A 21,555-nucleotide genomic window follows, 5' to 3' on the forward strand; every position below is an offset into this window, starting at 1 on the left:
CTTCACCCTTTTTCTTTCTCAGGCCGAGGGCGTGTCGCGCCCGGTCTGCTTCCTCATTCGCCAGACCGCCGCGCTTGCGGCCTCTGCGCCTCTGGAGATCGCCCGATGATCCGTCTCGACTCGCGTTCGCTGCGCCGCCGCCTGCTGGTCGGCGCCTCGCTCGGCTCCCTGATCGTCGCCGGCGCCGCCGAGGCCCAGAACCGGGGCGGCTTCGGCAGCCGAGGCGGAGCGGGCGCCAACCCGACCGCCGCCGTGACCCAGGCCATTCAGGCCGAGGTCGGCCGGGCGACCCAGACCAGCAGCGCCAGCCAGCGCGCCATCGCCTCCTTCGCCCGGGCCGCCGCCACGCGTCAGGCCATGACCGACGCCCAGGCCGCCGCCCGCGCCGCCGCCCTGGCGGCTCAGAGCAACATCCCCAACGGTCTGGGGCAGGGCGGCCTGCAGGTGGCCGAGGGCGTCACGCTTGACCCCAGCCTGTGGGTCGGCGCTAACGGACCGACCCAGACGACAGGAACGGACGGCCGCACCACGGTCACCGTCGGCCAGACCGAGCAGAAGGCCATCCTGACCTGGGACAGCTTCAACGTCGGCCGCGAGACGGATCTGGTCTTCAACCAGAAGGGGCATTCCGACTGGGTCGCCCTGAACCGAGTCACCGACGCCGGCGCCGACCCGACGAAGATCCTCGGCAGCATCAAGGCCGACGGCTCGGTCTACATTATCAACCGGAACGGGATCATTTTCGGCGGCGCCTCGCAGGTCAACGTCCGCAATCTGATCGCCGCCACGGCCGATATCTCGAACATCCAGTTCCTTGAGCGCGGGATCACCTCGAACTCCATTCCGCCGGCCAACTTCTGGGAGGCCCCGATCCTCGTGCCGGTCTTTACCGATGCGGGCGGCGCCGTGACGGTCGAGGCCGGGGCGCAGATCACCACGGCCAAGCCGGCGACGGTGGTCGAGGGCGGCGGCTTCGTGGCCCTGCTGGGCAAGGAAGTCACGAACGCCGGTACGATCGTCACCGGGCGCGGCCAGACCCTGATGGCGGCGGGCGACGACTTCATCATGCGTCCCGGCTACGGCACCAACGCCAACCAGGTCTCGACCACGCGCGGCTATGAGATCGCCGTGACCCTGGACGCCGGCAGCGCGGCGGGCCGCGTCGTCAACCAGGGCCTGATCCAGGCGGCCGAGGGCGACATCACCCTGGCCGGTCGCCATGTGGTTCAGGACGGCGTCGCCATCGCCACCACCTCGGTCAATACGCGCGGCACCATCCATTTGCTGACGGACCTGAGCGACGGCGAATCCAGCGTCACCCTGACCGGCGACAGCCTGACCCTGATCCTGCCTGAACTCGACAGCGACGCCACGGCCACCAACGCCCAGCGCGACGCCCTGCTGGCGCAGTCGGCGCAGACCTCGGGCGCGCCCGCGACCTGGCTGAACAACCAGGCGATCAACCGCGTCACCTACGGCACGCCCGACCGCAAGGACATGTCGCGGGTCGAGATCGCCACCGGCGGCTCCGTGACCTTCCTGTCGGATTCCCAAACCATCGCCCAGGGCGGCCAGATCGCTGTCACGGCGATGAAGCGCACCACGGTCGAGGACCGCGCCGAGCTGAACGTCTCGGGCGTGCGCGACGTGGCCATGGACATGGCCTCGAACAATCTGAAGGTGAACATCCAGCCGTTCGAGCTGCGCGACTCGCCGCTGAACCGCGAGGGCGAGGGGCTCAAGAACAACGACGTCTGGATCGACATTCGCGACCTGATCCTGCTGCCCGACGGCACGGGCGGGCATGAGGGCGACCGCTATTACACGCCGGGGGGGCTGATCGAGGTCGGCGGTCATCTGGGTAACACCGCTCACGGCATCGGCGAATGGGCCGCCCAGGGCGGGACCATCAACATCAACAGCAACGAGATCGTCGCCCACAAGGGCGCCGTCTTCGACATCTCGGGCGGCTCGCTGGACTATGCGGCGGGCTATATCCAGTCGACGCGGATGATGGGCTCGGACGGCAAGCTCTACGACCTGGGCCAGGCGCCCGCGGGCGTGAAGATGCTGTCGGTCGGCAACGCCTTCGTCGTCAATCACGACCGCTGGGGCGAGGCCTTCCAGGAGGTCTACGCCCAGCCCCTGTTCAGCTCGGCGCGCAGCGTGCGCTGGGAGGCGGGCTACACCGTCGGCCGTGATGCGGGCGTCCTGTCCCTGTCGGCTCCGACTGTCCTGTTCGACGGCCAGATCGTCGCTGACGTGGTGACGGGCGAACGCCAGACCGGCGCCCGTCCGACGACGCCGCCCAGCATCAAGGACGGCATCATCTCGGGCGATTTCGCCAATCGACTGGACGGCTATGCCTTGCCGCAGAACGTCACGCCGCTGGCGGGCGGGTTCTATGTCGGCAATCGCCTGCATCAGAGCTATCAGCCCCTGGCGGGCAATGAGATTCCGTTCAACAACACGGTGGTGGTCGGCGCTGGCGGCGGCTCGACCGGCGTCACGACGGGCGCGGCCCTGACGCCGGATCTGACCAATACGGTGGTCCTGTCGGCCGAGGCGCTGAGCGCGGCGGGTCTGGGCGGACTGCGGATCAACGGCGGCGAGGTCAGGATCGAGGGTGATCTGACCCTGAGCCACGGCGGCGAAGTCGCCGTGCGCGGCCAGACCATCGTGGTCGATGCAGACATCACGGCGCGCAGCGGCTCCATTTCGCTGGCGGCGGTTCCGCCCTGCAGCTCGGGCTGCGCCGCGGTCACCGATCTGAAGGTCGGCGAGGGCGTGACGCTGGACGCCAGCGGCCTGTGGGTGAACGTCAAGGCGGGCGGCGACGTCCGCGACCTGGCCCACCTGGAAGGCGGAACGATCATGCTGGAAAGCCGTCAGGGCGACCTGACGCTGGGCAAGGACAGCCTGATCGACGTCTCGGCGGGGGCCGCCATCCTGCTGGACGGCGAAACGGTCGGAGCCAAGGGGGGCTCGGTCGGTCTGGCGGTGGGGTATGAACCGCGCACCGCCATGGGCGAAATGACGCTGGACGGCGCCATCCGCGCCTATGGCACGGGCGAGAACGCTGGCGGCACGCTGACGGTCTCGGCCGCGGGTCGTCCGATCACCATCGGCGGGGCCGTGATGAACGGCGGCGACGAACTGGCGGCTGGCGAGCCGGCGCCGATGGATCTGCAGCTTCTGGAAGATCTGGTGCTGAAGGCGGGCGAGGCCCTGCCGTTCGACTACGCCTACACCATCGACCGGGTCGAGGCCGGACAGCCCTTGCCGGCCAGCGTCAGCCTGGACTTCGCGGCGGTCACCCTGACCAGCGACTGGACGGTGCCGGACGGCTTCGAGGTCTATGACGGGGACTGGAACATCTATTACGGCGGTCAGGTCATTCCGGGTGGGACCTATCTGGAGCTCGGCTATGGCCAGGCTCCCGCAGGCTTTATTGTCAATCCGGACATATGGCCGACCGGCGTCAGCATTCCGCCGGTGGCCTTCACCTACGCCAAGGGCGACATTCTTCAGACCGATCTGACGCTTCAGGCCGGGCGAACCATCACGGCGGGGACCGTGTTCAGTTCCGCGGTCAAGCTGGCCAAGCCGCTGAATCTGGACGCTGATCTCTTCCAGACCGGTTTCTCGCGTTACGACATCCGCGCGGGCGGCGACCTGCATGTCCGCGACGACATCGACGTGAGCGCCCCGGTGCGCCGCTTCACCGCCGACAGCGCCAGCTTCGCCAGCGGTGCGGCCCTGTCCGACGCCCTGGAGCTGTGGACGCCGGAGATGCTGCGCGAGGACGCGGCCAACGGACGCTTCGTCCAGCGTCAGGGCGCCAGTCTCAGCCTGACCGCCCATGCTCTCAGCGAGCGCAACTGGCTGACGGGGTACGGCAACACCGTGCCCGATGCGCGTCTGCTCGGCGAACTGGTCCTGGTCGAGGGCGCGAGCATTCGGGTCGATGACGGCCAGGCGGTCAACCTGACCGCCATGGAGGGCATGCGGATCGACGGCCGTATCGAAGCGCGCGGCGGCAAGGTGACGCTGATCGCCGGCAACGAGGAGAACGAACGCCTCGACTACCAGCCGTCGTATGTGTCCTACGATCCCGCCACCGCCCTGTGGCTGGGCGAAAAGAGCGTCATCGACGTGTCGGGCCGGGGCGTCAGCGCCGTCGGCGCCGACGGTCTGCGATACGGCCATGTCTCAAGGGGCGGCGAGATCACTGTCGGCGGCCAGCGCGCGGCCTATGTGGTGGTGCGCCCCGGCGCGGTGCTGGACGCCTCGGGCGCGGCGACCGAAATCGACTATCTGACTTCGGGTCTGACCAATGATCGGCACAGCCTGACGGTCGCCACGGACGGAGGCGCGATCCGCTTCCAGTCGCAATACGGCGTCTTCCTGGATGGCGACATGCGCGCCCATGCGGGCGGCGCGAACGCATCGGGCGGCCTGCTGTCGATCAAGCTGACGACGCCTTATCTGGCGCAGATGGGCAAGGGCGTGCGCGACATGCCCGACTACATGCGCCGCCTTCGCAGCATCATCCTCGGCGCCGAACAGGACAGCGGTCTGGCAGCCGATCTACAGTACGGCGACTGCATCACCGGCTGCTGGACGCCGGGCCAACTGAACGCAGACGCCGCCGCCTCCAATGAGGGCAGGGCGGACCTGGTCGGTCAGGCCCGCATCGGCGTGGATCAGATCACCTCAGGCGGCTTCGGCAGCCTGACCCTGGATACGACCGACGTCATCCTGCTGGACGGTCCGGTCAACCTGAACCTGTCGCGCAATCTGACCCTGTCGGGAACCATCGGCTCGGTGGGCGACGGCGCGGATCAGGATTCGACCCTCAGCGCCGCCTATGTGCGCTTCGCCTCGGCCGGCACGATGCGGGGTAACAACCAGGTCCGCTGGGAGGACGGGACCCAGGCCCTGTTCAAGATTCCCGACATGGGCGACGGCGTCCTGACCATCAGGGGCGGGCTGGTCGACATGGGCGGGGCCCAATTCGGCGTAAACGGCTCGGTCGGTCTGTCGGACGGGCGTCAGCACGAATACGAGTACGCCGCTCACGGCCAGATCAACATCATCAGCGGCAGCGACATCCGCCTGACCGGGGGCGAGGTCAATGCGATGAGCAACATCGCCCTGACGGCCGCCCAGATCTATCCGATCACCGGCGCCGTCTCGGCGATCTACGCCGGCAAGTACACCTATCGCATTCCGGGCAACACCATCGGCTATCAGTCGCTGGTTCCCGGCGGCACGGTCAGCTTCCACAAGCTGGACGGCGTGACGCCCTCGGCGCCGCTGTCGCTGTATGGATCGCTGACGGTGGGAGCCGACATCATCAACCAGGGCGGCGTGCTGCGCGCGCCGATGGGTTCGATCACTCTCGGCGTCGGCGGCGACAAGTTCGTGCCCGGCCCCGACCAGTTGCAGCCCGGCCAGTCCTGGTGGTCGAACACCTCGGTCACGACCCGGGAAGTCAACCTGCTGCCCGGCAGCCTGACCTCAGTCAGCGCCAGGGATCTGGTCGTTCCCTACGGCGGGACGACCGACGGCCTGAAGTGGCTGCTGAACGGCGTCGAGCTGAAGAGCACCAACGCCTCGCAGGGGGTCATGGTGCTGGGCTCGCTGCGCGCCGACGAGGGCTCGGTGCTGGACCTGTCGGGCGGCGGCACGCCTGCGGGCGCCGGCTTCATCACGGGACGCGGCGGCTCGGTGGACGTGCTGAAGACAGCCCTGGCCAATGTCAGTCCGGCCTTCGAGGGCCTGAGTCATGCGGACAACAAGGTTTACGCCATCGTGCCGTCCTACGGGGCTTCGGTCGCGCCGAACGCCACCGACGGCCACGCCCAGCCGGGGCTCGGTCAGCAGATCGTCATTCCGGCCGGGATCGAGGGTCTGGCCGCGGGCGTCTACACCCTGCTGCCCGCCGAGTACGCCCTGATGGAGGGGGCTTTCCGCGTCGAGCTGGGCCGCAACGTCCCGGCGGGCGCCAACGGCGTGACCCGTCTGGCTGACGGCTCGACCCATCTGGGCCTGACCACGGGCGTGGCGCACACGGATGCCCGCAGCAGCCTGAAGGTCGAGGCTATCCTGACCCCGGCCAAGGTGGTCCGCACCTATTCGCAGTACAACGAGACCAGCTTCGGCGAATTCCTGGTCAAGGCGCCGGCGTCGGCCCTGTTCGACAGCCCGCTGCCCTTCCTGCCGGAAGACGGCAAGACCTTCATCCTGGCCCTGGCGCCGGATGCGGACAAGGAACGTCCGGCCTTCTCCTTCAAGGGCAAGGGCCTGTTCGACGCGGCCGAGGGCGGCATCGGCGGCGCGCTGGCTGTGGTCGGGGGGGACTATTACGACAGCGAGAATTACACGCTGGAAATTCTGGCTGACGGCGCGACGAAGTCGGGCGACGGCTACCTGTCGCTTTACGCCTCCGATCTGAATGCGGTCGGGGCCAAGATCATGACCCTGGGCGGCGCGGCGCACCGCGTCTTCACGGCCAACCAGTCAACCGAAATCCAGGTTGTTGCAGGTGGCGGCTGGCCGAACCAGATCAGCCTCAGCGCACGCGGTTTCGGCGGCGTCGCCTTGCGCGAGGGCGCGGTTCTGCAAGGGCCGCAGGTCCTGCTGATCGCCGACCGTAACGCTGACATTCTGGTGGAGGACGGCGCCCGCATCACGACCCTGGGCAAGGGCGATCCGGCTTTCGACTCGACCATGGGCTACAGCCTGCGGGCCAATAATGTGAACCTGCTGGCGGTGTCCAACGGCCTGCTGGAGTTCAACAGCAACGCCTCGGCGGGCGCCACCGCCGTCATCACGGTCGAGGACGGCGCCGCCCTCTATTCCGACGGCACGCTCAGCTTCGTCACGCCGGGCGCGGTCAGCCTGGGCGAGAACGTCAACTATGGCGCGCGCTATCTGGTCTTCTCGTCGGCCTCGGTGAACATCGGGACCAGCGAGGCCCTGGCCTCTGCGGGCGAGGGCGGCGTCCTGCCGTCTGGCATCGCCCTGAACCAGTCCGTACTGGACCGCCTGATGGCGGGCGATCAGAGCACGGGCGCGCCCAGGCTGGAGCGCCTGATCCTGTCGGCCAGCCAGTCGGTCAACTTCTACGGCTCCATCAGTCTGGACACCCGTGACGCCGCCACGGGCGTTTCGGCCCTGCAACTGGTGCTGAACACGCCGGCCCTCTATGGCGCGGGCGGGGCCGGGGACGTGGCCCAGATCACGACCGGGACCCTGGTCTGGAACGGCGTTCTGGGCGCACAGGGACCGAGCTACAGCCCGACCATCGTTCCCGGTCAGCCTGGGGCGCCGGTCGCCGGCGGCGCGGGAACGGGCATGGGCACGCTGAACCTGATCGCCGACCGCATCGTGCTGGGTCACCAGGACGGGGTGGCGATCACCGACGCCACGCCGATGAACCGGCTGGCTCTGGGCTTCAGCACCGTCAACCTGACGGCCTCGCAGCGGATCGAGAGCAACCACAAGGGCGAGCTGGCCGTCTATCAGTCCCAGACCGTTCACGGTCAGCCGGGGCAGGGCGGCGTGCTGAACCTGACCACGCCGCTGCTGACGGGCCAGGCCGGCTCCAGCCTGCACTACAAGGCGGGCGGGGCCATCAACCTGACCGCCCCCGAAGGGGCCTCCGTCGCCGAGGCGCCCAAGCCGCAACTGGGAGCCGAGATCAGGATGACCGCCGCCAGCATCACGGCGGACACCACCATCGCCCTGCCCAGCGGCCGACTGGTCCTGACGGCGACCGAGGGCGACATCGTCCTGGGCGACAAGGCGCGCCTCGATCTGGCGGGCAAGGCCACCGATTTCTTCGAGGAGACGCGCTACAGCTGGGGCGGCGACGTCGAGCTGGAAAGCGCGCAGGGGAACGTCATCGCGTCCGCGGGGTCCAGGATCGACCTGAGCGCCGACCACAACCACGCGGGCACGCTGAAGATCACGGCTCTGAACGGCGCGGCGACCCTGAACGGCGTCATCGAGGCCCATGCCCGCAATGGCGACAAGGGCCCCGACGCCTCGTTGCGCAACGGCTCGATCGACATCCGCGCCAACGTCGTCAGCGACTTCCGCGACCTGAACGAGCGGCTGACGCAGACGGGCGTCACCGAGAGCCGCAGCTTCGTCGTCAAGAGCGGCGATCTGGTGGTCGGCGACGAGGTCAAGGCGCGTGAGGTGACCATCGCGGCCGACGGCGGCGACCTGATCGTCAACGGCCGCATCGACGCCAGCGGCGCCCGTCCGGGCTCGATCCGCCTGTCGGCGCGCGACGACCTGACCCTGGCCTCGACGGCCGTGCTGGACGCCAGCGCCGACAGCATCGTGGTCGACGGCTACGGCGCGCCCATCGAAGCCTCGAACCGCGCCCACATCGAGCTGGGCAGCAAGGCCGGGACCCTGACCCTGGCTTCGGGCGCGGCGCTGGACCTGTCGTCGCCCGACGGCGTCAATCGCGGCCGCGTCGAGCTGAACGCCCCGCGTCTGGGCGGCGACGACATCGCCATCGAGGCGGGCGGCGTGCTGACGATCAAGGGGGCCGACAGCCTGTCGGTCAACGGCTTCCGCACCTATCAACCGGCGGGCGGGGTCATCAATCAGGCCCTGATGGACGGCGTCCATGCCGACAGCACGGCCTTCATCAACGCCGCCATCGCCAATCAGGCCCTGCTGGGCCGTCTGGCCGGGCTGCGGGCCTATCAGGACGCCTTCCACCTGCGTCCGGGCGTCGAGCTGACCAGCGCGCCGGGGCAGAGCCTGAGCGTGTCGGGCGACCTGAACCTGGCGGGCTATCGCTACGCCAGCCTGAACCCCGACACCCCGATGACCGGCGTCTATGGTTCGGGCGAGGCGGGCGTCCTGCTGGTTCGCGCCGCTGACGACCTGAACATCTACGGCAGCATCACCGACGGCTTCGGCGAGCCGGCGCGTACGCCCGACGACAACGGTTGGGTGCTCTACAACACGGCGGACGCGGGCGGCTTCTTCGCTCTACCGGCCGATCATCAGCTGATGGCGCCGGTGCGTCTGTCGCCGGGCGCGGCCTTCCCGGCCGGGGTCAGCCTGACCTTCGACGCGCCCGTCAGGGACTTCAGCGTCATCGGCAACCAGGTGATCGAAGCGGACGTCAGCCTGTCTCAGCCAGCGGTCCTGCCGCAGGACTGGGTGGCGACCTCGGCCATTCGCCTGCCGGACGGCTCGGTGCTCGAGCGCGGAACCATTCTGAAGGCGGGCACGACCTTGCCGGCTGACACGGAACTGGGCCGCGGCGCGCTGCTGCCGATGGGCGTCTCGCTGAAGGCGATGACCTGGCCCAAGGGCGTGGCTTTGCCTGCCGTCCTGACCCTGTCCACGACGACCCAGCTGAAGGCGGGTGACGTCATCCCGCGAGCCAGCACGGTCCTGGTCGCCGGTCTGACGGGCCTGCAGACCGAGCCGGTGGTTCTGGACGCCAGCTACACCCTGGTCGGCGGGGCCTCGGGCAATGCGACCACCATTCCCGGCGGCGCGGCCTCGACCGTGGTGCTCGATTTCGACATCGAGGTGCGCAACTTCACCACCATCCGCACCGGTGTCCGCATCCCGTTCGGTTTCGTCTCCACCACCATCGCCATGTCGCGCAGCGCGGCGTGGACCGTTCCGGTGGACATCTGGGCCAGTGAGGCGGCCTTCAAGGCTGGCGCTGCGCCGACGCACCGCCAGGGCGACGTCATCAACGTCGGCAAGTTCGTTCGCTCCGGGACCTACTGGGGGGCGGGCGCGGTCATTCCGACGGTTCTGGGCCAGACCCGCGGCATTGCTCCGACGGTCGTTCCGGCAGGCACGCCGATGAACGTCTTCGCGGCTGACGTTGCGCTGAACAGCAATGTGACGGTGAACGCCGGAACCCTGATCCCGGCGGGCGTCGACCTGCAGTTGCTGGGCGCGGGCGGGCCGCACAACACCCGACCGATACAGGCGGACGGCACGCAGGGCCGCATCTGGGCCGTGGCGCCCATGCTGGCGGCGGGGTCGCAGTCCTGGTCGATGCGTCTGGTCGCGGGCGCCGACATCGGCTCAGCCGACGGCCGGACCCTGCGGGCGGCGACCGATCTGGTCCGCACGGGCCACTCGGGCGACCTGACCCTGTCGGATCGTCACTATGTGAACCCGCAGGCGGCCCTGACGGACGGCTTCAATCCCAACTGGCTGGAGGGGATGAAGCTGATGCAGAACTTCAGCGTCATCCGCACAGGCGTGGGGTCTCTGGACCTGCTCGCAGGCGGCGACTACCGCCAGATGTCGCTGTACGGCGTCTATACGGCGGGCACGCCCTCGGCCGAGATCGGCGGGCTGACGCTGGACGGGCACAATGTCTTCAACCAGCCGCGCGCCACGCTGACGGCCTCGGCCGGTCTGGCCAACCCCTGGATCGGGCCGAACTTCGACGGCTACGCCGACGCCATCCGCGACTATCAGGCCTGGTATCCCGAGCACGGCGGCGACATGCTGCTGGCGGTCCAGGGCGACATGTCCGGCTATTCGACCGATCGGGACTTCGCCTATCAGCGCGTGGGCAGCGGACGGATCGGCAACTGGCTGTGGCGCCAGGGCGGCTATGGCGTCAGCGAGAACGGCGTCTCGGTCGCTCTGGGGCAGGACGTTCCGACGGCCTGGTGGATCAACTTCGGCGGATATGTTCCGAACAATTCCAGCGCTCTCAATGACTTCGTCGGCTTTAATGCTCCGATGCTGGAAGGCTTCATGGGCATCGGCGCCCTCGGCGGCGGCAATCTGACGGTGCGTGCCGGCGGCGACGCCGGCGTGACGCAGGACTGGGGCCGGGGGCTGGATGGGGTTTCGGACACGAGCCGGATCCGCATCTCCAGCTCGGGCCTGCACTTCGCCGTCGGCGGCACCGGCCGCGTGACCTCGGTGACGCGCACGGCGGGGATCGTTACGGACGGGACGGTGGTCCAGACCGGCGGCGGCGATATCGACATCCGTCTGGGCGGCGTTCTGAACCCGGGCGCGGCGTCCCACATGCCTTCGGATCTGGCGGGCAGCGTGACCAATCTGCGTGGTCAGGTCTCCATCCTGTCCGGCGGGGTCGGCGCGGGCGCCTACAGCGCCGCGGTCGACATGCTGGACCCGCGTCTGCCTGATCCGCTGCGGACCGCCTTCCACCTGCCGAGCGGCGGCCTCACCCTGGTGATCGGCGACGCCGACGTACGCATCGACACGCGCGGCGATCTGATCCTGGCCGGCGTCGGCGATCCGGGCTCGACCCAGACCTCGATGGGCGGGGTTTCGATCGGATACGTCAACGCCGCCGGCGAGTTCCTGCGACCGGACGGTCTGGTGATGCAGACCAGCTTCTCGCTGTGGCGCGACGACACCAGCATCAGCCTGTTCAGCGCGGGCGGCGACGTGACTCCGATCACGGCGGCTTCCGGCAACGGCGCGGTGCGCGACGGTCGCTACTGGTACCCGCCCATCCTGCGGGTGACGGCGGCCGAGGGCAGCATCCGCTGGAGCGCGGACCGTTGCGACGACAACTGCGGCGGCGGCATCCCGCCGCTGGAGCTGGCACCGTCTTCAATGGGCCTGGTCGAATACCTGGCGGGAACCTCGATCCTGGGCGGCGGTTCGCGCGACCCGGACGGGGGCGGGTCCTACGCCGCCGGTCGCCCGGTCGCCCTGTCGGGCATGGCCCGGACGCTGGATCTGTTGCCCAACCCGTTCCGTCCGGTGTGGATGACCGAATGGCGCGACACGCAAGGCGCGCCGGTGAACGTGGTCCAGCCGATCAAGGGCAATGCGACGATCCTCGGCGGCTTGCTGGCCTTCCAGCCGGACACGGCGACGGGCACGCTGCGGACCGGGCGTCAAAATCCGGCGCTCTTCTATGCGGCTGACGGCGACATCAGCAATCTGAACTTCGGCTTCATCACCTATGACGGTCAGTCGCAGCTCTACGTCAACTCCGGCTCGGTCGACCTGCGGGCCTCTCGCGATATCGTCAACCTGGGCACCGGCACGTCGATCGGTTGCATGAACAGCGGTCCGGTCGAATGCCGCGGCGCGCCGGTCTATCTGTTCGGCGTGTTCAACCAGGGCGGCCTGGTGGTGCACAACGACCCGTCCGACATCTCGCTGATCTCGGCGGGCCGGGACATCATCTACGGCAACATGACCGTGGCGGGCCCTGGCAATCTGGTGGTCGAGGCGGGACGCAACATTTATCAGGCCGGCAACGGGCGCTTCACCAGCGTAGGCCCGCTGTTCGACCTGTCGCCCTCGACCCGCAACGGCGGGGCGGGCATCTCGATCCTGACCGGGGTCGGGGCGGGCGGTCCCAACTATGACGCCTTCGCCAAGCTGTATCTTGATCCGGCCAATCTGGCCGAGGTCGGGCGTCCTCTGGCCGATCAGCCTGGCAAGGTGGTCAAGACCTACGACGTCGAGCTGATCCAGTGGTTGAAAGAGCGCTTCGGCTATGAAGCGGCGGATGCCAAGGACGCCCTGACCTACTTCGACGGTCTGGATCGTCAGCAGCGCGCCGTCTTCGTTCGGCTGGCCTATTTCGACGAGCTGAAGGCGGGCGGTCGCGAGTATAACGACCCCAATGGTGCGCGCTTCGGCAGCTATCTGCGCGGCCGAAACGCCATCTCCGTCCTGCTTCCCGAGAAGGACGCCAGCGGAAAGGAGATCTCCTACGCCGGCGACCTGACCATGTTCGGCGGTTCGGCGGTGCGGACCCTGTTCGGCGGCAATATCGAGATGCTGGTGGCGGGCGGCCAGACGGTGGTCGGCGTCGGCGGCGTGGCGCCGCCCTCGACGGCGGGCGTCCTGTCCATGGGCTCTGGCGACATCGACGTCTATTCGCTGGGGTCGGTGCTGCTGGGCCAGAGCCGGGTCTTCACCACCTTCGGCGGCGACCTGTTCATGTGGTCGGCCCAGGGCGACATCAACGCCGGGCGGGGGTCCAAGTCGACCGCCGTCTATCAGCCGCCGCGCCGGGTCTATGACCTGTACGGCAACGTCACCCTGTCGCCGCCGACCCAGAACACCGGCGCCGGCATCGCCACACTGAACCCGATCCCGGAGATCCCGGCGGGCGACGTGGACCTGATCGCGCCCCTGGGCACGATCGATGCGGGCGAGGCGGGCATCCGCGTCTCGGGCAATGTCAACCTGGCTGCGCTGCAGGTGGTCAACGCCGCCAACATCCAGGTCAAGGGCGACGCCGTGGGCATCCCGGCGGTGGCGGCGGTCAACACCGGCGCCCTGACGGCGGCCTCTTCGGCCAGCAGTTCGGTCGTGGCCGAGGCCGCCCGTCTGGCCGAGCGCGCCCGTCCCAAGCCGACCGGCGACATCCCCGCCATCATCACCAGCCGCTTCCTCGGCTTCGGCGAGTAACCACAGCGGGAGGGAGGCCGAAGCGCCTCCCTTCACGTTCCCTTCTTTCGACTGGAGTATCCCATGTCCGACGCTTCTCCTGCGGGCGCCTTGCCGCTCTTCTACCGCGACCCCCAGCCGCTTTCGGCGGTCCAGCACGAAGGCTGGCGCCTGAAGGACGGCGACGCGGCCTTCGCCGCCGACACGCCCTTCGTCCCCGTGGTGGTCAGCGAGATCGCCGCCGCCGCGCGCAACTATCCCGTCGTCTTTTCGGCCGGGGAGGGGGCGCAACCCGTCGTCGTCCTGGGTCTGGAACAGCGCAACCTGTTCGTCGCCGACGGCCGCTGGACCGAGGACGCCTATGTGCCCGCCTATGTGCGCCGTTACCCGTTCGGCTTCATCGCCACCGTCAATCCTGATGGTTTCGCCCTGGCCGTCGATGCGGCCTCGGAGCGTCTGGCCGTTTCGGGCGAAGAGGGCGCGCCCCTGTTCGACGGCGACCAGCCGACGCAACTGACGCAGGAGGCCATGGCCTTCTGCAATGCCTTCCAGGGCGAGGCCGCCGCAACCCAGGCCTTCGGCGAGGCCTTGCGCGCCCAGGGCCTGCTGATCGACCGCCGCGCCGACGTCACCCTGCCGGACGGCCGCAAGCTGGGTCTCGACGGTTTCCAGATCATCGACACGGAACGGTTCGCCAAGCTTGATGAAGCTGTCGTGCTGGACTGGCATCGTAAGGGCTGGCTGGCGCTGGTTCACTTCCATCTGGCCTCGCTGGAGCGTTTCGGCGCGCTGCTGACCCTGCACGGGCAGGCGGCGGCGACCGCCGCGCCCGAGACCAAGCCGACCAAGTCCAAGAAAGCCTGACCCATGAGCACCCGTAACTTCCTCGCCGCCCTGACCCTCGTCGCCGTCGCGGGCGTCGCCCTGCCGGCCGCCGCGCAACAGGCCCAACCGCTGGACGGTCCGGTCATACCGGGCGTCTGCCTGCTGTCGCGCGAGGCGGTCTTCGCCAACGCCGCCGCCGGCAAGGCCGCCAGCGCCCGTCTGCAGGCGTTGGCGGCTGCCGCCCAGGCCGAGATCGAGACCGAGCGTCAGCCGCTGGAGGCGCAACTGCGGGCGCTCGAAGGCCAGGCCGACAACGCCGCCCGGCGTCAACGCGCCGAGGAGCTTGCGGCTCAGTGGCAAGCTCTGCAGCAAAAGGCCGCCCACGCCAGCCAGGAGGTCGAAGCCACCAGGATCAAGGCTATGGAGCGCATCGCCAACGAAGCCCAGCCCATGATCGCCCAGGTCTATGCGGCGAAGGCCTGCGGCCTGCTGCTGGATCGCAACACCGCGCTGGGAGGGAATTTCGCCAATGATCTGACAGCCGATGTGGTCCAGGCTCTGGATGCTCGCCTGTCATCAATCACCTTCGAACGCGAGCGCCTGCTCCAGGCGCCGGGGCGCTGAGATCATGAACGGCGCCGGTCGCTCCAAGTTTTCGGGTTGGAAGTCCCTGGTCACGGGGGTGGCCGCCGCCTTCGGACTTGTCGCGCCGGCGGCGGCGCAGGAACCGTCGCCACGTCTGGCCCCCGAAGCCGCGCCGGCGGCCTGGGTCGCCTATGCCGAGACGGCGAACCGGGCTGTCGCCACATGGCTTCAGGATGAAGCAGCGGCGGGCGTACGTCTTTATCTGGACCGGACTCGCCTGGCGGCCGATCAACCTGCGCCTCCTCTGGAGCTGCGGCTCTGGATCGACGATGAAGGCGTGGTTCATCGGGTCGAGGCGGCGTCCTCGAATCCGCCGGAGGTCAATGCTGAGCTCAAGGTTGCGGTCGAGGGACGTCGCCTCGCATCGCCGCCGCCAGATATGCTGCAACCGTTGCGTCTGGCGATACAGTTGGAGCCCGCCTCGACCGAGGCGGTTGAAGGCGATCAGGGGGCGGGTGTTTGATCCGCTCCCGTTGGTCAGAAGACTTCGCGAACCTTATAACAGATTGCCAACCGCCGAGGACCTGCCTAGGTCGGCCGTATGGCGCGGCTATGCATGAAACTGCATGGACTTTTGGCGGTGATGACCCTGGTCTTCACCGTGTTCGTGGCTACGCCTATGGTTGATGCGGCGACATGTGCGCCGGAACCTCCATCGGCGCACGGTTACGTGGCGCATGAGGCGGGTCAGGGCGATCACTCCGACAAGGGGGGGCAGCACGGCGTCTGCGCCCACGGTCATTGCCACCATGGCGGCGGCGCGATGAAGCTGAACGACGTTGAAATTCAGGCGCCGTCCCTGTCGGCGCGTCTGCGACCGCAGTCGGATCATCTGGTCCTGACGCCTGTTCCCGGCGGCCTGGAACGTCCTCCCCGAGCCTGACGTGATGCGCCTCGCGGCGCGCCGATCCACGTCAGTCATCAGGGATATCAAATATGCCTCCCGTCTATTCCCGGCCGCTGCGTCATGCGGTCGGTTGCGTGCTGATCCTCGCGACGGCCGCAACAGTCAGCCCTGCATGGGCTGATCCCGCGCCTTCCTACTCAAGCTTGCTGGCCCAGATCAGCCGGTCGCCCGTCACGCAAGAGGCGGCGGCGTTGCTGGACGCTGCTGAAGCGCGTGTGCGCCAGGCCGGCGTGAGGCCTAATCCAACCCTGGATCTGAGCGTGGACAGCGCCTTCGGGACGGGGCCTTTCTCGGGGTGGGGCAATGCTGAAACCACCTTGTCAGTGACCCAGGACCTCGAGCTGTGGGGGCGTCGTGGCGCGCGCGTGGACACGGCCCGCGCCGAGGCCGGGACGGCCGCCTTGCGACGCGACCTCGCCACGCTGGACGCCGCCGGCCGATTGGCGCTGGCCTACGCCGAGGCCGAGGCGGCGCAACGTCGTTTCATGTTGGCGGAAGAGGCGCTGACCCTGGTGCTGGCCGACGCTCACGCCATGATGCGACTGGTGGAGGAGGGGCGAGAGCCTCTGATGCGGGGGTTGCAGGCCGAGAGCGAGGCGGCGTCCGCCAGGGCCTCTCGAGATGAAGCGCTGGCCGAACGCGACGCAGGTTTCGCCCGACTGACGGCGGTGGCCATGCTTGAGGTTCCAGCGACCTCTGTTCCGGACAGTCTTCTGGATCGTCGTCTGCCGCTCGACGAAACGGCGGCGGTTCTGACGGTTCGCATCGCCGAAGCGGAGAAGGCGACCGCGGAGCGTCGCGTCGCCGCTGAACGCATTCGATCGCGCCCAGATATCAGCGCAACGGTCGGCATACGCCGTTATGAAGCCGAGGACGCCTCCGCCCTGATGTTCGGGCTCAGCCTGCCTCTGCCTTTGTTTGATCCGAACCGGGGGAACATCGAGGCGGCGGAGGCGGAGTTTCGCGCCGCCGATGCACGATTGGGGCAGGTGCGTCTGGAAACCCGGGCGGATCAGGAATCCGCGGCCGCCCGCCGGCTGGCTTCGAGCAGTCGAGTGACGGCCGCAGACGCCGGGGTGGTCGCGGCGGAAGAAGCTTACCGCCTGACGCGGATCGGCTTTGAGGCTGGACGTTTGTCGCAACTGGAATTGAGCGCGACGCGCGCGGCCCTGGTCAATGCCCGGAACGCCGCCGTGGACGCCCGTCTGGCGCGAGTGCGCGCCGAAATCGACCTGGCGCGCCTGCAAGGCCGCGCCCCATTCGAAGGGATCCTGTGATGCTGAAAGCTCGATCGAAAAAGGCTCTGTTGCTCGGCGGCGTCGCCGTCCTGATCGTCATGGGCGGCTTGGCGTGGCGGACGCTTGATATGCGATCGTCGTCAGAGGAACCGGCTGCTGAAGAGGTCGCAGAAAGGGGGGAGGGCGACACGGTCGAGGGCTTCATCCCGTTGTCCGAGGAGCAGGCGCGTGCGGCGGGCATACAGGTTGTCAGCATTATGCGCGGCGGGGGTGCGGAGGCCCGGCTTTCCGGGCGGGTCGTGCCGATGGTCGATGCGCGCGCGATGGTTTCGAGCGCCGTGAACGGACGTGTGGAGCGTATTCTGGTCGCGCCCGGTCAGGTCGTCCGTATCGGTCAGCCGCTGGCGGTTCTGGTGAGTGGCGAAGCCGCCGGTCTGCGCGCCGAGGCAGACGCGGCTCGGGCCGCCGCGATCGCCGCCGAGCAGTCTCATGAGCGGGATGAAGATCTGGCCGACATCGGCGTCGTGGCGCGACGTGAAGCTGAAATCTCGCATGCGCAGGCGGCTAGCGCCCAGGCCATGGCCCGAGCCGCCCAGGCGCGCGTGGCCGCGGCTGGCGCGCCCAGCGCTTCCGGCCGTTTCAATGTAAGCAGTCCTATCGCGGGCGTGGTGACGTCGGTTCAGGTCGGACCCGGCGGTTTTGTCGCCCAGGGCGGAGTGGTGGCCGAAGTGGCTGATCCGGCCAGGGTTGAGATGGTCTTCAATGCGCCGCCGGCTGTGGCCGCCAGGGTGCGGGTGAGCTCGAGGCTGCGGGTTGATACGCCGGAGGGCCAGATTGACGCCGTGGTGACCGGCGTCGCGGTCGGGGCGGGCCAGGAGACGGGCGCCGCCGTAATTCGCGCGCGCGCCGTCGGCGTCGCCCAGCCGCCGGTTGGATCGGCGGTCACCGGCTCCGTTCTTGCCGACGGCGCCTCGAACGGCGCCCTGACCGTGCCGTCCGAGGCGGTGCAGATGGTCGACGGCGCCACGGTGGTCTTCGTCCAGACCGGCGAAGGCTTCCGCGCCCAGCCCGTGCTGGCCGGTCGTCAGGCCGGGGGCGCCACCGAGATCCTGCGCGGCCTGACCGGGACCGAAAAGGTCGCGGCGGCCAACGCCTTCCTGCTCAAGGCCGAAATGGCCAAGGGCGAAGCCGAGCACGGCCACTAAGGGAGGGCGATCATGTTCAAAGCGATCATCGAAGCGTCCGTCCGCTTCCGCTGGTTCATCGTCCTGGCCACGACGCTGGTCGCGGCGTGGGGCCTGTTTCAGCTGACCAAGCTGCCGATCGACGCCGTGCCGGACATCACCAACCGACAGGTGCAGATCAACACCGTGGCTCCGGCGCTGGCCCCTGAACAGATGGAGCGTCAGGTCACCTACCCGCTGGAAACGGCGATGGCGGGCATTCCGGGGATTCAGAGTACGCGCTCTTTGACCCGCAACGGCTTCAGCCAGGTGACAGTCATCTTCACCGACGCCACCGACATCTACTTCGCCCGCCAGCAGGTGGCCGAGCGGATGGCGCAAGCGCGCGAGAACCTGCCCGAGGGCGTCGAACCGGCCCTGTCGCCGATCACCACCGGCCTCGGCGAAGTGCTGATGTGGACGGTCGACCTCAAGCCCTTCGACGCCAGGACCGCGCGGCCCGGCCGCCCCGGCTGGCAACCCGACGGCGCCTATCTGACGCCCGACGGCGAGCGGCTGGACACGCCGCAGGCGCGGGCCACCTATCTGCGCACCGTTCAGGACTGGATCATCGCGCCCCGGATGCGGACCGCGCCCGGTCTGGCCGGCGTCGATGTCAACGGCGGCTATGTGAAGGAATACGCCGTCCGCCCCGACCCGGCGCGGCTGGCCGGCTATGGCCTCAGCCTGAACGATCTTGTTCAGGCGCTGGACCGCGCCAACACGCAAGCCGGCGCGGGCTATATCCAGCGCGCGGGCGAGGCCCTGACCGTGCGCACCGACGCCCTGGCCCAGACCGTCGAGGATCTGGCTCAGGCGCCCGTGGTCAACCGCAACGGTCTGGTCGTGCGGGTCGCCGATGTGGCGACGGTCGAGATCGGCCAGGCCCCGCGTCTGGGCGGCGCTAGCCGCGACGGCCATGAGGCGGTGATCGGCACGGCCCTGATGCTGGCGGGCGAGAACAGCCGCACCGTGGCCCAGGCCTCCGCCGAACGGCTGGAGCAGATCAGCGCCAGCCTGCCGCCCGACATCGTGGCCGAGCCGGTGCTGAACCGCAGCGCCCTGGTCAACTCGACCATCAAGACGGTGGCCAAGAACCTGACCGAAGGCGCCCTGCTGGTCATCGTCGTGCTGTTCCTGCTGTTGGGGAACATCCGCGCGGCGACGATTACGGCCCTGATGATCCCGATCAGCTTCCTGTTCGCAGTCATCGGCATGAACCGCTTCGGCATCAGCGGAAACCTGATGAGTCTGGGGGCGCTGGACTTCGGCCTGCTGGTCGACGGCGCCGTGGTGGTGGTCGAGAACACTCTGCTGCGCCTGGGCCAGAAGCGCGCCGACCTGGGCCGCGCCCTGACCCGCAACGAGCGGCTGGGCGTCGCCGCCGGCGCCGCGCGTCAGATGGTCAAGCCCGCCGCCTTCGGCCAGTTGATCATCCTGCTGGTCTTCACCCCCCTGCTGATGCTGGAAGGGGTCGAGGGCAAGACCTTCGTCCCCATGGGCGCCACGGTCATGCTGGCCCTGGTCGGCGCCTTCATCTTCTCCTTCACCTTCGTCCCGGCCATGGCCGCCCTGCTGGTCAAGGAACCCAAGACCGTCCACGTCGATGAAAACGGCGAGGCCGAGGAGCATGAGACCTTCCTTCTGCGCCACGCGCGCCGCTGGATCGAACCGGCCATCCGCGCCGCCGTCTCGCATCCGAAGACGGTGCTGGCGTCGGCCTTCGGCGCCCTGCTGATCGGCGCCCTGGCCTTCACCCTGCTGGGACGCGAGTTCATCCCGACCCTGGACGAAGGCGACATCGCCATGCAGGCGCTGCGCGTGCCCTCGGCCTCGCTGGAGCAGTCCCTCGCCATGCAGATGGCGCTGGAGCGGGCCATCAAGGCCCAGCCCGAGGTGAAGACCGTCTTCTCGCGCACCGGCACGGCCGAGGCGGCGGTGGACCCCATGCCGCCCAACATCTCCGACGCCGTCATTGTGCTGAAGAAACGCAAGGAATGGCCCGATCCGCGCCTGTCCAAGGAAGAGTTGATCGCCCGCATCGAGAAGGCCGCCTCGACCCAGCTGGGCAACGTCTTCGAGTTCAGCCAGCCGATCGAGCTGCGGTTCAACGAGCTGATCTCGGGGGTCCGCACCGATCTGGCGGTCATGGTCTATGGCGACGACTTCGCCCAGCTTCAGAAGACGGCGGATCAGGTCGCCAACGCCCTGCGCGACACGCCCGGTTCGGCTGACGTGCGGGTGGAGCAGGCGTCGGGTCTGCCGACCCTGACGGTCAGCGTCGACCGCTTCGCCGCCGCCAACTACGGCCTGTTGGCGGCGGACGTGTCCGAAGCCGTCTCGGCGGCCATCGGCGGGGCCGAGGCCGGTCAGATCTTCGAGGGCGACCGCCGCTTCGACGTGGTGGTCCGCCTGTCGGACGCCGAGCGTAACGACCCGGCCGCCCTGAACGCCCTGCCCGTCACCACGACGAGCGGCGCAGCCATCCCCCTGTCCTCGGTCGCCCGCATTCAGGTGAAGGAGGGCCAGAACCAGATCAGCCGCAACGACGGTAGCCGCCGCATGGTGGTTCAGGCCAATGTGCGCGGCCGCGATCTGGGCGGCTTCGTCGCCGACGCCCAGAAGCAGGTCGATCAGCAGGTCAGCCTGCCCGCAGGCTATTCGCTCAAATGGGGCGGCCAGTTCGAAAACCTGAAACGGGCCGAGCAGCGCCTGGGTCTGGTCATCCCCGTGGTCTTCGTCCTGATCGGCATCCTGCTGTTCATGGCGCTGGGATCCTTCGCGGAGGCGGGGCTGGTGTTCGCCTGCGTGCCGCTGGCCCTGGTCGGCGGAGCGCTGTCGCTGTTGCTGAGGGGGATGCCCTTCTCGGTCTCGGCGGCGGTCGGCTTCATCGCCGTGTCCGGGGTCGCGACCCTGAACGGACTGGTGCTGATGCAGGCCATCCGCGAGCGGTTGCAGGCGGGTCAGACGCCGCGCGACGCCGCCCTGTTCGGCGCCTTCAGTCGTCTGAGGGCGGTGTTGACCACGGCCCTGGTCGCCATCGTCGGCTTCATCCCCATGGCCATCGCCACCGGGGCGGGCGCCGAGGTGCAGAAGCCCTTGGCCACCGTGGTCATCGGCGGCCTGCTGACCGCCACCGCCCTGACGCTGCTGGTGCTGCCGACCTTTGCGGCCAAGGCGGTTCGGCATCGCAAGGCGGAAGGAGTCGAGGGGTAGCCGGCGGAAACCAAGGGGACCATGAGTCGCCGTGATGGTGTTCATGGTCCTGCCGCCCTTGACGTGAGCGGGCAGGGGGCTAGGAACC

Annotated in this window: 8 protein-coding genes; all 8 read left to right on the forward strand. The window is 68.7% G+C overall.

Annotated elements, in window-relative coordinates:
• Positions 1-105: 105 nt before the first annotated feature.
• The 8 genes from ACZ5XO_RS06470 to ACZ5XO_RS06505 all read left to right on the forward strand — a co-directional run bounded on the left by ACZ5XO_RS06470 (position 106) and on the right by ACZ5XO_RS06505 (position 21,467).
• Entirely contained in the window at positions 106-13,434 is a 13,329-nt protein-coding gene (locus ACZ5XO_RS06470) for a filamentous haemagglutinin family protein (RefSeq protein WP_464164449.1), read from the forward strand.
• Positions 13,435-13,497: 63 nt separating this feature from the next.
• Positions 13,498-14,277, forward strand: a complete 780-nt coding sequence (locus tag ACZ5XO_RS06475; protein WP_464164450.1) for a SapC family protein — start codon at positions 13,498-13,500, stop codon at positions 14,275-14,277.
• Positions 14,278-14,280: 3 nt separating this feature from the next.
• Positions 14,281-14,862 carry an OmpH/Skp family outer membrane protein gene (locus ACZ5XO_RS06480; protein WP_464164451.1) on the forward strand — a complete coding sequence of 194 codons (582 nt, stop codon included), beginning with the start codon at positions 14,281-14,283 and terminating at the stop codon, positions 14,860-14,862.
• Positions 14,863-14,866: 4 nt separating this feature from the next.
• A complete protein-coding gene (locus ACZ5XO_RS06485) occupies positions 14,867-15,346 on the forward strand; it encodes a hypothetical protein (RefSeq protein WP_464164452.1) in 480 nt (159 codons plus the stop codon).
• Positions 15,347-15,439: 93 nt separating this feature from the next.
• Complete coding sequence (locus ACZ5XO_RS06490) at positions 15,440-15,766, forward strand: hypothetical protein (RefSeq protein ID WP_464164453.1); 327 nt, start codon at positions 15,440-15,442, stop codon at positions 15,764-15,766.
• A 53-nt stretch (positions 15,767-15,819) separates the two neighbouring features.
• Positions 15,820-17,067 carry a TolC family protein gene (locus ACZ5XO_RS06495; protein ID WP_464164454.1) on the forward strand — a complete coding sequence of 416 codons (1,248 nt, stop codon included), beginning with the start codon at positions 15,820-15,822 and terminating at the stop codon, positions 17,065-17,067.
• A complete protein-coding gene (locus ACZ5XO_RS06500) occupies positions 17,067-18,233 on the forward strand; it encodes an efflux RND transporter periplasmic adaptor subunit (RefSeq protein ID WP_464164455.1) in 1,167 nt (388 codons plus the stop codon). Before ACZ5XO_RS06495 ends, ACZ5XO_RS06500 begins: the two co-directional genes overlap by 1 nt.
• 12 nt (positions 18,234-18,245) lie before the next feature.
• Positions 18,246-21,467, forward strand: coding sequence for an efflux RND transporter permease subunit (locus ACZ5XO_RS06505; RefSeq protein ID WP_464164456.1), 3,222 nt, complete (start codon positions 18,246-18,248; stop codon positions 21,465-21,467).
• Positions 21,468-21,555 lie beyond the last annotated feature (88 nt).

This window comes from Brevundimonas sp. T2-11 (genome assembly GCF_055397675.1).